A 13,134-nucleotide genomic window follows, 5' to 3' on the forward strand; every position below is an offset into this window, starting at 1 on the left:
GCCCGCAGTGTACGGCGGGCTTCCGCCGGAGGAGGAAAGACCCTAGCGCGCGCCTGCCCCTTCGCCATAGCCCTGGGTGGCCGACACCTGGCCGCCGCGGCGTATCGCGACGGCGCAGTACTTGAACTCCGGGATCTTGCCGAAGGGGTCCAGCGCGGCATTGGTCATCAGGTTGGCGGCCGCCTCGTAATAGGCAAAGGGGATGAAAACCGCGCCGTGTGGCGTGCCGTCGTCGCGCCGCACATGGATGGCGACCTGGCCGCGCCGCGACTGCACGGTGATCACGTCGCCGGCCTGCAGCCCGAGTTCCGCGAGGTCGTCGCCGCACAGCGAGGCCGTGGCCATGGGTTCGATCGCATCGAGCACCGTGGCGCGCCGCGTCATGCTGCCGGTGTGCCAATGCTCGAGCTGCCGCCCGGTGATCAGCACAAAGGGGAAGTCCGCGTCGGGCCGTTCATTGGCCGGGATGATGTCGGCGGGCACCAGGTGCACGCGCCCGTCATTGGTGGCGAAGCGGTCTATGAAGACGGTGGGCGCGCCGGGATCGTCTTCGGTGAGGCAGGGATAGGTCACGCTGGACTCGCGCTGCAGGCGCTCCCAGCTGATGCCCGAGATCGCCGCGTGCATGGCCTGGCGCATTTCCTCATAAACGGCCGCCACGCCCGAGTGCTCGCCGGCATAGTTCCAGTTGAGGCCCATGCGCTGCGCGATCTGCTGGATGATCCAGAGGTCGGGTTTGGCCTCGCCGGGCGGTGTGATGGCCTGCTTGCCCAGCTGCACCATGCGGTCGGTGTTGCTGACCGTGCCGGTTTTTTCGGGCCAGGCGGTGGCCGGCAGCACCACGTCGGCCAGCCAGGCGGTTTCGGTCATGAAGATGTCCTGCACCACCAGGTGTTCCAGGCTGGCCAGCGCATGGCGCGCGTGGTTGAGGTCGGGGTCGCTCATGGCCGGGTTCTCGCCCATGATGTACATGCCGCGTATCTTGTGCGGATCGCTGTCGGGGGCGAGCGCCTTGTGCATGATCTCGACCACGGTGTAGCCGGGCTTTTCGTCCAGCGGGGTGTCCCAGAATTTCTCGAACCAGGCATGCGCGCCGGCGTTGTCCACGCGCTGGTAGTTGGGGAACATCATGGGGATCAGGCCCGCGTCGCTGGCGCCCTGCACATTGTTCTGGCCGCGCAGCGGGTGCAGGCCTGAGCCGGGCTTGCCGATCTGGCCGGTCACCGTGACCAGCGCGATCAGGCAGCGCGCGTTGTCGGTGCCGTGCACGTGCTGGCTGATGCCCATGCCCCACAAAATCATCGCACCCTTGGCCTTGGCGAATTCGCGCGCCACCTCACGCAGGGTTTGCGCCGGGATGCCGCAGATGGGCTCCATGGCCTCGGGGCTGTAGCCCTTGACGTTTTCCTTGAGCGCTTCGTAGTTGCTGGCGCGTTTGCTGATGAAGTCCTGGTCGGCCAGGCCTTCGTCGATCACGGTGTGGATCAGTGCATTGAGCATGGCCACGTCGGTGTCGGCCTTGAACTGCAAGGTGCGCCAGGCGTGCTTGCCGATGTCGGTGACGCGCGGGTCGGCCAGCACGATTTTTGCGCCGTTCTTGGCGGCGTTCTTCATCCAGGTGGCGGCCACCGGATGGTTGGCGGTGGGGTTGGAGCCGATCACAAATATCAGGTCCGAATGCTCCACGTCGTTGACCTGGTTGCTGACCGCGCCCGAGCCCACGCCCTCAAGCAGGGCCGCGACGCTGGAGGCATGGCACAGGCGTGTGCAGTGGTCCACATTGTTGGAACCAAAGCCGGTGCGCACCAGCTTCTGGAACAAATAGGCCTCTTCATTGCTGCCCTTGGCCGAGCCGAAACCGGCCAGGGCTTTTTTACCGTGCGTGTCGCGCAGGCCCTTGAGACTGCCGGCGGAGAGCGCCAGCGCTTCTTCCCATGTGGCCTCGCGGAACACCTCGGACCAGTCGGCGCTGTCGCGGTTGAGGTTTTGCAGCGCCTCAGGGTCTTTGCCCACGCCGGCCTTGCGTATCAGCGGCACCGTCAGGCGCTGCGGGCTGTGCGCATAGTCAAAACCGAAGCGGCCCTTGACGCACAGGCGCGAATGGTTGGCCGGGCCGTCGCGCCCGTCCACGCTGACGATCTTGTTGTCCTTGACGTTGTAGGTCAGCAGGCAGCCGACGCCGCAGAAGGGGCAGACCGAGTCGACCTTTTTGTCGACCACTTGCGAGCCGACCTGCGATTTGGGCATGAGCGCGCCCGTGGGGCAGGCCTGCACACATTCGCCGCAGGCCACGCAGGTGCTGTCGCCCATGGGGTCGTCCAGGTCGAACACGATCTCGCTGTGCGAGCCGCGCATGGCGTAGCCGATCACGTCGTTGACCTGCTCTTCGCGGCAGGCGCGCACGCAGCGGTTGCACTGGATGCAGGCATCGAGGTTGACCGCCATGGCGGGGTGCGAGACGTCGGCCTTTGGCTGCTCGCGGCGCAGGGCCTTGAGTGCCGGGCGCACCTGCACCGCCATGCGGCCCGCCCATTCGCTGAGTTCGCCGTGCTGCAGCGACTCGTCTTTTTCATTCCACTTGTAGCCGACGTCAGGCATGTCCGACAGCAGCATTTCCAGCACCATCTTCTGGCTCTTGAGCGCGCGTTCGCTGTGCGCCTGCACCTCCATGCCGGCCGTGGCGCTGCGGCAGCAACTGGGGGCCAGCGTGCGCTCGCCCTTGACCTCCACCACGCAGGCGCGGCAGTTGCCGTCGGGCCGCAGCCCGTCCTTGTAGCAAAGGTGGGGAATGTCCACACCGTGGCGCGCGGCGGTCTTGAAGATGGTTTCGCCTTCGTAAGCGTGGACGGTCTTGCCGTCGAGCTTGAACTCGACGGTTTGCGGCATGACCTCGGCGAGTTTGGCGGGGGCGTTCATGCTGTGGCTCCGATCTCATGCGGGAAATATTTCTGGATGCTGCGCACCGGGTTGGGCGCAGCCTGGCCCAGGCCGCAGATGGAGGCGTCGGTCATCACGATGTTGAGGTCTTCCAGCGTGTCGCCGTCCCAGTGCTCGGCCTGCATCAGCTGCGCGGCCTTGGCCGTGCCGACGCGGCAGGGCGTGCACTGGCCGCAGCTTTCGTGTTCAAAGAACTTCATCATGTTGAGGGCGGCGTCGCGCGCGCGATCCTGGTGGCCCAGCACCATGACGGCGGCCGAGCCGATGAAACAGCCATAAGGCTGCAGGGTGTCGAAGTCCAGCGGAATGTCACCCATAGCGGCCGGCAAAATCCCGCCCGAGGCGCCGCCCGGCAGATAGGCATAGAACTCATGGCCCTCAGCCATGCCGCCGCAGTATTCGGCTATCAGTTCGCGCACCGTGATGCCGGCCGGCGCCAGCTTGACGCCGGGATGCTTCACACGCCCGCTCACGCTGAAGCTGCGCAGGCCCTTGCGGCCGTTGCGGCCGAAGCCGCTGAACCACTGCGGGCCTTTTTCGACGATGTCGCGCACCCAGTACAGCGTCTCGAAGTTGTGCTCCAGCGTGGGCCGGCCAAAGAGGCCCACCTGCGCGATGTAGGGCGGGCGCATGCGGGGCTCGCCGCGTTTGCCTTCTATGCTTTCGATCATGGCCGACTCTTCGCCGCAGATGTAGGCGCCCGCACCGCGCCGCAGCTCAATCAGCGGCAGCTCGCAGGGCGGATCGGCGCGCAGCTTGTCGAGTTCGGTCTGCAGGATGGCGCGGCAGTCGTGGTATTCGTCGCGCAGGTAGATGTAGCAGGCTTCCACGCCCACCACCTGGGCCGCGATGAGCAGGCCTTCGAGGAAGCGATGCGGGTCGCGCTCAAGATAAGTGCGGTCCTTGAAGGTGCCGGGCTCGCCTTCGTCGATGTTGACGGCCATCAGGCGCGGCGCCGGCTGTTCGCGCACGATGCGCCATTTGCGGCCGGCCGGGAAACCCGCGCCGCCCAGGCCGCGCAGGCCGGAGTCTTCCATGGCCTTGATGATGCGTTCGGCGTCTTCCTCGCCGTTGACCACCGCGGCAGCCAGCGCATAACCGCCGTGTTCGCGGTACAGCGCATAGCCGGTGTAAGCCGGCACGGCGCCCGTGCCGGCACCGGTCACGCTGTGCTCCGCGAAATCGGCGGCGACAAAAGGAGCTACAGCCTGCGCCGTACCTGCCGAGGCCGATGCCTCTCCAACCGCCGAGACCACGGCCTCCACCGTCGCAAAAGGCACAGCCTGCTGGTGCACCGCGACGGCGGGCGCCTGCTCGCAGCGCCCTATGCAGGGCGCGGCGACCACACGCACATCCTGCGCGCCCAGCAGCGCCGGCAAGCGCGCCAGCAAGTCCTGTGCGCCGGCCAGCTCGCAGGCCAGCCCGTCGCAGACCCGCACCGTGAGGCCGGGGGCTTTGCCGTCGCCGCGAATCACTTCAAAGTGGTGATAAAAAGTCGCGACCTCATAGACCTCGGCCATGGGGATGTTCATCTCCTTGGCCAGCGCCACCAGGTGCCTGTCGTGCAGGCAGCGGTACGCGTCGTTGAGCGCGTGCAGGTGCTCGATCAGCAGGTCGCGCCTGTGGCCCGCCTCGGGCCTAGCGCCTATCAGGGCGCGCACCTCGTCCAGCGATGCATCGTCGGCCTGGCGCCCCTTGAGTTTGCTCTTGCGGCGTATGCGCTCGCGCATTTCGTCAACCGTGGCGACGGCAACGGCCTTGACTTCGGGACTGCGACCAGGATGGTTCATGAGTGGCTGGGCCGGCGTCCCCGCGCACGGCGCGGGAACGGCTTGGCTTGAAACGGAAAGGTCAATGAATCAATAACAACAATGAATCAGGCGAAAAACTTGGCCACGCTTTGCAGCGTGCGGTAAATGCCCCAGGCCAGGGGGATGCCGACCGCGAGCCAGGCCAGCACCACCACGGCCGGGCTGACCGTGCCGCCGTTGCCGCCATTGGTGCGGTGCAGCTCCGAGGCCGCGGCTTTTTCGTGAGCCAGGCGTTTTTCTTCCGCGAGCTCGCTGTCGGTCATGAACCACTTGGGGTTCAGCGGGCGCACCAGCAGGTTGCAGACCAGGCCCACCACCAGCATGCCCACCAGGATGTACATGGTCTGGTTATAGACCTGTTCACGGGGGATGCCAAGGCCGAGCTGGTATTCGCGCATGTAGTTCACCACCACCGGGCCCAGGATGCCCGCCGTGGCCCAGGCCGTCAGCAGGCGGCCGTGGATGGCGCCCACCATCTGGGTGCCGAAGATGTCGGCCAGGTAAGCCGGCACGGTGGCAAAGCCGCCGCCGTACATGCTCAGGATGACGCAGACGGCTCCCACAAACAGCACGATGCTGCCGGCTGCCGCGCTGCCCGGAATGCTGGCGTACAGAATGCCGCCCAGCACGAAGAAGACCACATAGGTCAGCTTGCGGCCCAGCTTGTCGGAAAGGCTGGCCCAGAAGAAGCGGCCGCCGATGTTGAACAGGCTCAGCAGCGCGGTAAAGCCGGCCGCCACGGTGGCGATGGCCGCCAGCTGGGCCTTGTCGAGCTCGCCGAATTTCTGGTTCAGGCCGATCAGGTGGCCGCCAAAGACTTCCTGCAGCATGGGCGAGGCCATGCCGATCACGCCGATGCCGGCGCTCACGTTCATGCACAGCACCATCCAGATCAGCCAGAACTGGGGAATGCCCCAGACTTTTTTCACGTGCACATGGCGCTGCGTGATCATGGTGTTGGTGGCGGCGGGCGGCGGCGTCCAGCCTTCGGGTTTCCAGCCAGTTTCAGGCACGCGGTAGCCGAAGGCGCCGGCCATCATGAAGACGAAGTACACGACGGCCATGACCACAAAGGTCTGCATCACACCCACGCTGGTCGGCGAGGCGAAATATTTCATGAGGTCGGCGGCGAGGGGCGAACCAATCATCGCGCCGCCGCCAAAGCCCATGATGGCCATGCCGGTGGCCATGCCGCGGCGGTCCGGGAACCATTTGATCAGCGTGGAGACCGGGGAGATATAGCCCAGGCCCAGGCCTATGCCGCCAATCACGCCGGAGCCCAGGATCATCAACCAGAACTGGTGCAAATAAATGCCCAGTGCCGAGATCAACATGCCGCCGCACCAGCAGACGGCCGACACCACGCCGGCCTTGCGCGGGCCGGCACGCTCCAGCCAGCCGCCCCAGGTGGCCGCGGAAATACCCAGCAGCACAAAGAACAGGGTGTACATCCAGCCCAGGGTGGAGATTTTCCAGTCGCAGCTGGTGGTGAACAGCTCGGCGATAAAGCCGACCTCAGGGCCGCACTTGATGGATTCCTTGATGCCCAGCGCCTTGGACAACGGCAGCCAGAACACCGAAAAACCATAGGCCATGCCTATGCACAGGTGGATCGCCAGGGCGGCGGGAGGCACCAGCCAGCGGTTGAAGCCGGGGCCGGCAATGATGCGCTCTTTATCGAGGAATCCAGACATGTCTTCTTATCTCCGTGTTATGGCTTATTGGTATTTCCCACCCTGAACGAGTGCGCGAAGTGTCGCGGCCGCACAGCAACACGGTCAAATTGAATCGAGACATGCATCGATTCAAAAACTAAATCAATAGAGCCCCCACGCTTTTCACTTCGTGTAATACGCTGCCCCCCAAGGGGGTGCTGCGCCTGCGGCCCGGCAAAGCCGGTTCCGCGGCCCCGGCTGGTCTAGGAAGGACTCCGCTGGGGTGTGGAGCTAGACGCTCAGCAAGCCGCTATGGGCTGCTGCGTGGCGCAGCCAGCCTGCGTCCTGGGCCAGGGCCAGGGCGGCTTCCAGGGTCCGCGAGGGGTCGCCGCCCTGGGCCATAAAGCCTATGGTGGTGCGCACCTCGGGGCTGACCAGGGGCAGGGCTTCGAGTTCGCGGTAGCCGCGCACCGCGCCGACCAGCGCGCCTGGCATGACGGTGCAGACATTGCCCTCGGCCACCGAGAGCGCCAGCGTGAGGATGGAGTTGGTCTGGATGACGGGCTCGCAGGCCTCGCCGGCTTCCTGGAAGGCCTTGTCGACAATGGTGCGGTTGTGCATGTCGCGCGTGAGCAGGCACAGCGGGTGTTTCGCGGCTTCGGCCCAGCTGATCTTGGGGCCGATTTGCATGACGTCCTGGCTGGCCTTGGCGGCGCGGCGTACGAAAAAATAGTGCTCGGTGTACTGCTTGATCTGGCGCAGGCTGGGCCCGTTGGCGCGCAGCCGGTCGGTGTAGCCCAGGCCCATGTCCAGCGCCAGGCTTTCCAGGCCGGCCTCCAGCTCGTTGGAGCTCATGGAGCGCACCGTCGGCGAGATGCCCGGGTAGCGCGCCTGCAGCAGCGCGCAAAAGCGCGCGGCCACCGGCATGGCGGTGGGCACGGCCCCTATGGCCAGGCTGCCCTGCGGTTTGCCGATGCCGCTGTCGAGCTCCTGCTGCAGCAGCTCGCGCTCATGCAGCATGCGCTGGGCGCTGAGCAGCACGCGCTCGCCTTCAGGCGTGAAGCCTTCAAAGTTGCGCCCGCGCCGCACGATGACGGTGCCGAACTCCCGCTCCAGCGCGCGCAGCGCATTGGACAGCGCCGGCTGCGTGATGTGGCAGGCCTGGGCCGCGCGGCCGAAATGTTTGTGCTCGTCGAGCGCGGCCAGGTAACGCAGGGATGCCAGCAGGTTCATGGGGCGCCGCGCCTGGGCTGTTTCAGGTGTTCTTGCTGATGGTGATGGTCGGGAACTTGGCGGAGAAGTCCTTGGACTTGGCCGCCACGGTGACGGCCATCTTGCGCGCCACGGCCTTGTAGATGCCTGCGACCTCGCCGTCCGGGTCGGCCACCACGGTGGGCCGGCCGTTGTCGGCCTGCAGGCGTATCTGCATGTCCAGCGGCAGCGCGCCCAGGTAGTCCATCTTGTAGTCGGCCGCCATTTTTTTGCCGCCGCCCTCGCCGAAGATGTGCTCGGCATGGCCGCAGTTGCTGCAGATGTGCACCGCCATGTTTTCGACAATGCCCAGGATGGGCACGCCGACCTTCTCGAACATCTTGATGCCCTTTTTGGCGTCCAGCAGCGCGATGTCCTGCGGCGTGGTGACGATGACGGCGCCCGTCATGGGCACGCGCTGGGACAGCGTGAGCTGGATGTCGCCGGTACCGGGCGGCATGTCGACGATCAGGTAGTCCAGGTCTTTCCAGTTGGTCTGGCGCAGCAGCTGCTCCAGCGCCTGGGTGGCCATGGGGCCGCGCCAGATCATGGCTTCGTCCTGGGCCACCAGGAAGCCTATGGACATCACCTGGATGCCGTAGTTCTCCATGGGCTCCATGTTCTTGCCGTCCACGCTCTCAGGCCGGCCCTCTATGCCCATCATCATGGGCTGGCTGGGGCCGTAGATGTCGGCGTCGAGCAGGCCCACGCTGGCGCCTTCAGCCGCCAGGGCCAGGGCCAGGTTGACAGCCGTGGTGCTTTTGCCCACGCCGCCCTTGCCGGAGGCGACGGCGATGATGTTTTTGACGTTGGGCAGCAGCTGCACGCCGCGCTGCACGGCATGGCTGGCGATCTTGACCGCGACATTGACCGAGACGTTGCCGGCGCCGGGCACGGCCTTGACGGCGGCGATCAGGCTTTTGCGCAGGCCGGCGACCTGGCTTTTGGCCGGGTAGCCGAGTTCAATGTCGAAAGACACGTCGCTGCCGCTGATCTGCAGGTTTTTCAGGGCCTTGGTGCTGACAAAGTCTTTGCCGGTATTGGGATCCAGCACGGCTTGCACGGCGTTCAGGACGGCCTGTTGGTCCAGGGACATGGGGAAATACTCCGTTGAATCTGTCAAATGGGGCGGCGCTCTGGCGGCGGCGGGGGTTGGGCTGAAGTCTAACGCTGTGGCGGCGCCCACTGGGGTCATGGGGACTTGGCGGGGCAAGCCTCAGCCCGGGCGACTTAAAATCGCGGGTTCGAACCTGTGCACGGTCTAAACGGGGCCGCGTTGGGGTGCAATCGGGATGAGTGGGCCGACCGGGCGTGCCGCATGGGCTAATGCCCATGCAAGAGACCGGGTGGCTCAATCGCCCGATTTCACCCCAACCCGGAGGGCAAGCGCCTTCTCGGGCGGTCTGCGGCGTTGCGGCGCTAACCCATAGCTATGCTATGGGCAGCGCACCGCGCCTTGCATCCCATCCCGAGAAGGTGCTTGCGCGGCCCCGTTTAGACCGTGCACAGGTTCTACCCTCATTAAGCCAAAAAGATCCCTATGTCCCAGCGCCGCCTGTTTGTCACCACCGCCCTGCCCTATGCCAACGGCAATTTCCATATCGGCCACATCATGGAATACATCCAGGCCGACATCTGGGTGCGTTTCCAGCGCATGCAGGGCCATGCGGTGAATTTTGTGGGCGCCGACGACGCCCACGGCGCGCCCATCATGATCGCCGCCGAAAAGGCCGGCAAGACACCGCAGCAGTTCGTGGCCGACATCGCCGCGGGCCGCAAGCCCTACCTGGACGGCTTTCACATCAGCTTTGACAACTGGCATTCGACCGACGGCCCGGAAAACCACCAGCTCGCGCAGCAGATCTACCTGGACCTCAAAAAGGCCGGGCTGATCGCGACCAAGACGATTGAGCAGTTCTTCGACGCCGAGAAGAGCATGTTCCTGCCAGACCGCTTCATCAAGGGCGAATGCCCGAATTGCCACTCGAAAGACCAGTACGGCGACAACTGCGAGGTCTGCGGCGCGGTGTATGCGCCCACCGACCTGATCAACCCCTACTCGGCCCTGTCGGGCGCCAAGCCGGTGCTCAAAAGCTCCGAGCATTTTTTCTTCACGCTGTCCGACCCGCGCTGCGTGGAGTTCCTCGAAAAATGGACGCAGGACGGCAAGCTGCAGCCCGAGGTGGCCAACAAGGTCAAGGAATGGTTCTCGGTGCGCGAGAACGCCGACGGCACCAAGAGCGAAGGCCTGGGCGACTGGGACATCTCCAGAGACGCGCCCTACTTCGGCATTGAAATCCCCGATGCGCCGGGCAAGTATTTTTATGTCTGGCTGGACGCGCCGGTCGGCTACCTGGCTTCGCTGAAAAACCTGCTTGAAAAGCGCGGCGAGAACTACGACGCCTACATGGCCACGCCCGGGCTGGAGCAGTACCACTTCATCGGCAAGGACATCGTCACCTTCCACACCCTGTTCTGGCCGGCCATGTTGCACTTCAGCGGCCGCAAGACGCCCGACAACGTGTTTGTGCACGGCTTCCTGACGGTGAACAACGGCGAGAAGATGAGCAAGAGCCGCGGCACCGGCCTGGATCCGCTCAAGTACCTGAGCCTGGGCATGAACCCCGAATGGCTGCGCTACTACCTGGCCGCCAAGCTCAATGCGCGCAACGAGGACATCGACTTCAACGCCGACGACTTCATGGCGCGCGTCAACAGCGACCTGGTGGGCAAGTACATCAATATCGCGAGCCGCGCCGCGGGCTTTATCAGCAAACGTTTTGCCGGCCAGCTCGGCGAGGTATCGGCCGACGGCGCGGCGCTGCTGGAGGCGCTGCGCGCGGCCAGGGACGTGATCGCGCCGCTCTATGAAAGCCGCGAATTCGCCAAGGCCTTGCGCGAAACCATGCTGCTGACGGACCGCGTCAACGCCTATGTGGACCAGAACAAGCCCTGGGAGCTCGCCAAGCAGGCCGGCATGGACGCACGCCTGCAGGACGTCTGCACGGTCTGCATCGAGGCCTTCCGCCTGCTGACGATTTATTTGAAGCCCGTGCTGCCCGCCCTGGCCGCGCAGGTCGAGGACTTCCTGAAAGTGGAAGCGCTGAACTTTACGCACGCCGGTGCCATGCTGGGCAAGGGCCATGTGATCGGCGACTACAAACACCTGATGCAGCGCGTTGACGTCAAGCAGCTCGAGGCGCTGTTCGAGCCGCCGCCCCAGGCCGAAACCGCGCCGACCGCGCCCGCGGACCTGCCGGGCGGCGAGGCGATCGCCCCCGCCATCACGATCGACGACTTCGCCAAGGTCGATCTGCGCATTGCCAAGATCGTCAGCTGCGAAGCGGTGGAGGGCTCGACCAAGCTGCTGCGCCTGACGCTGGATGCCGGCGAGGGCCGCATGCGCAATGTGTTCAGCGGCATCGCCTCGGCCTACAAACCCGAGGACCTGGTCGGCAAGCTGACGGTGCTGGTGGCCAACCTGGCACCGCGAAAAATGAAGTTCGGCATCAGCGAGGGCATGGTGCTGGCCGCCAGCCATGCCGATGAAAAAACCCAGCCCGGCATTTATGTGCTGGAACCCCTGCCGGGCGCCACGCCGGGCATGCGCATCCACTGAGCCACATACGGCAGGCCTGGCCGCCACCCGGCCTCAGCCGGCCGCCGCGTTGATAAAACGCAGGCCGGTGCCGGAGCGGCCCGACAGCTCCCTGAGCACATGGCCCATGGCGTGCAGCAGCTGCTCGGCATCGGGCGCGTTGAAGGGCGCCTCGGCCACGGCGATCCTGAACTGCATCATGGTGCCGGGCGGCAGGCTGGGGCTGTCGGCCAGGCCCCGGGCGATCAGGCGCTGCGCGATCTGCGTGAGCTCGTCGCGCGTGAGGTGGCCCTGCAGTATCAGCAAAAAATCGCCGTCGCGGTGGCGCGCGACGGTGTCGCCGTCGCTCGCCACGCCGGCCACGCAGGACCCGGCCTGCACCACCGCGCTTTGCGCCGCTTCCATGCCGTAGTCCTGGCGGATGTCGATGGCATTGCCCAGCCGCACGCGCATCACCGCACCCGCACCGGGGTCGCGCCGCTGGCGCACCAGCAGGGCGTCCAGCCGCTGCAGCAGCACGCGGTGGTTGCCCAGCCCGGTCAAGGGGTCGACACGTGTGAGGGCGCCGACGCGGGCCTGGTTGTCGCGCTTTTCGCGGCTGCGCAGGTACAGGGCCACAAGCAGCAGCAGGATCTCGAAGGCCGCGCCTATCTGTGCGCCGTACTGCGTGGCGGTGCCCAGCGGCAGCATGGCCTGGGTGCGCAGGATGGGGAAAATCGAACCCACCGTCAGGCAGACCATGGCGGCCAGCACCCACAGGCCGACCATGGGCCGGCGCCAGACATACCAGCCGGCCACGCTGAGGTAGACGGCCATGCTGCCCAGGTAATAAGGGGTGGCCAGGTTGAAGGAAGACTTGTTGCCCATCACCAGGAAAGCCGTCAGGATGCCCGCGCCCAGCACGGTCATCAGCAGCAGGCCGCGCGACAGCCAGGGCGCGTCGCGGTCGACCACCATCTGGCGCAAAAACAGGTGCAGCAGCGCGGCGGTGGCCAGCGTCAGGGCCACCGGCGCGCAATCATTCCACCAGGCGTTGCCCGGCCAGAGAAACTCACCGGCCAGCCCGGTCAGCGACAGCTGGCCCGCGGCCACCACCAGCACGTAGCCGGCGAAAAAAAGATGGATGCTGTCGCGCCCGGACGCGGCGTGCAGCGTGCTCATCAGCGCGATCAGCAGGACCAGCCCGATGTACACGCCCAGCAGCAAATGCGACTCCTTGGACTGCTCATGAAAGCTGGCCGGGTCGGACAGTTCCCAGGGCACGCTGATGGGATAGTTGTGCGCCACCCGCAGGTAGCTGGGCCTTTCGCCGGGCTGCAGCAGGAGCTCGAAGGCCGGGGTCAGGTGGCGTACCGGCCACTGCGCGACAGGTACCGCGTCGCCGGAGCGCTCCATTTGCCACAGGCCGCCGGGCGCCGGGCGGTACAGGTCCACGCTGTCCATATTGGGATGGGGAATGGTGAGCATCAGCGGCGTGGGCGCGGCGACCGCCGGCAGGGCCAGGCGGTACCACAGTGCCGCCCCGCCCCCGGTGGGCATGATCTCGCTGGGCTGCACGGCACGCCCTTCGCCGGCATCAAACTTGCTGCGTACCTGCTCGAAAGTGAGGGTGCCCGCGCTGTCGACCAGCACCTGGCCCTCGCCCAGCACGCCGCGCCCGGCCTTGAAGGGGGCTGGCACCACGGCCGCAGGGCTTGCGGCGAAATTCTCGACGGGGGAAAGCTCCCCCGCCGGGGAAGCAGGGAGTTCTTGCGCCACAGCCATGGCGTGTGCCAGCAACAGCGCCGCCAAAGCGGCCGCCCGCCGCGGCAGGCGCCATCCGGGCATCCACGAAAAACCGAAAAAACCGGGCAATCACTTCTCCAGGAAAAGCACGCTGGGA

The 13,134-nt window shown here is 65.9% G+C and carries 7 protein-coding genes; 1 reads left to right on the top strand and 6 read right to left on the bottom strand.

Annotated features, from left to right (window positions below; genetic code table 11):
* Positions 1-42: 42 nt before the first annotated feature.
* The 5 genes from fdhF to apbC all read right to left on the bottom strand — a co-directional run bounded on the left by fdhF (position 43) and on the right by apbC (position 8,750).
* Positions 43-2,916 (bottom strand): formate dehydrogenase subunit alpha, encoded by a 2,874-nt coding sequence (gene fdhF / locus AC1D09_RS14710; protein ID WP_477661154.1) that lies wholly within the window; start codon positions 2,914-2,916, stop codon positions 43-45.
* Complete coding sequence (locus AC1D09_RS14715; RefSeq protein WP_477661153.1) at positions 2,913-4,727, bottom strand: NADH-ubiquinone oxidoreductase-F iron-sulfur binding region domain-containing protein; 1,815 nt, start codon at positions 4,725-4,727, stop codon at positions 2,913-2,915. The genes fdhF and AC1D09_RS14715 overlap by 4 nt, the downstream gene beginning before the upstream one ends.
* An 86-nt stretch (positions 4,728-4,813) precedes the next feature.
* Positions 4,814-6,442 (bottom strand): OFA family MFS transporter, encoded by a 1,629-nt coding sequence (locus AC1D09_RS14720; protein WP_477701113.1) that lies wholly within the window; start codon positions 6,440-6,442, stop codon positions 4,814-4,816.
* A 252-nt stretch (positions 6,443-6,694) separates the two neighbouring features.
* Positions 6,695-7,636, bottom strand: a complete 942-nt coding sequence (locus tag AC1D09_RS14725) for a LysR family transcriptional regulator (RefSeq protein ID WP_477661151.1) — start codon at positions 7,634-7,636, stop codon at positions 6,695-6,697.
* A 22-nt stretch (positions 7,637-7,658) separates the two neighbouring features.
* Positions 7,659-8,750 carry an iron-sulfur cluster carrier protein ApbC gene (gene apbC, locus AC1D09_RS14730; RefSeq protein ID WP_074578002.1) on the bottom strand — a complete coding sequence of 364 codons (1,092 nt, stop codon included), beginning with the start codon at positions 8,748-8,750 and terminating at the stop codon, positions 7,659-7,661.
* Between the two features lie 444 nt (positions 8,751-9,194).
* Here apbC and metG point away from each other — a divergent pair, with 444 nt between their 5' ends.
* On the top strand, positions 9,195-11,273 hold the full coding sequence (gene metG / locus AC1D09_RS14735; RefSeq protein ID WP_477701114.1) for a methionine--tRNA ligase: 2,079 nt from the start codon (positions 9,195-9,197) through the stop codon (positions 11,271-11,273).
* A gap of 33 nt (positions 11,274-11,306) precedes the next feature.
* On the opposite strand, the gene AC1D09_RS14740 is transcribed toward metG, so the two are convergent.
* Positions 11,307-13,016 (bottom strand): sensor domain-containing diguanylate cyclase, encoded by a 1,710-nt coding sequence (locus tag AC1D09_RS14740; RefSeq protein ID WP_477701115.1) that lies wholly within the window; start codon positions 13,014-13,016, stop codon positions 11,307-11,309.
* Positions 13,017-13,134 lie beyond the last annotated feature (118 nt).

It is taken from the genome of Polaromonas sp. P1_A2 (genome assembly GCF_056406895.1).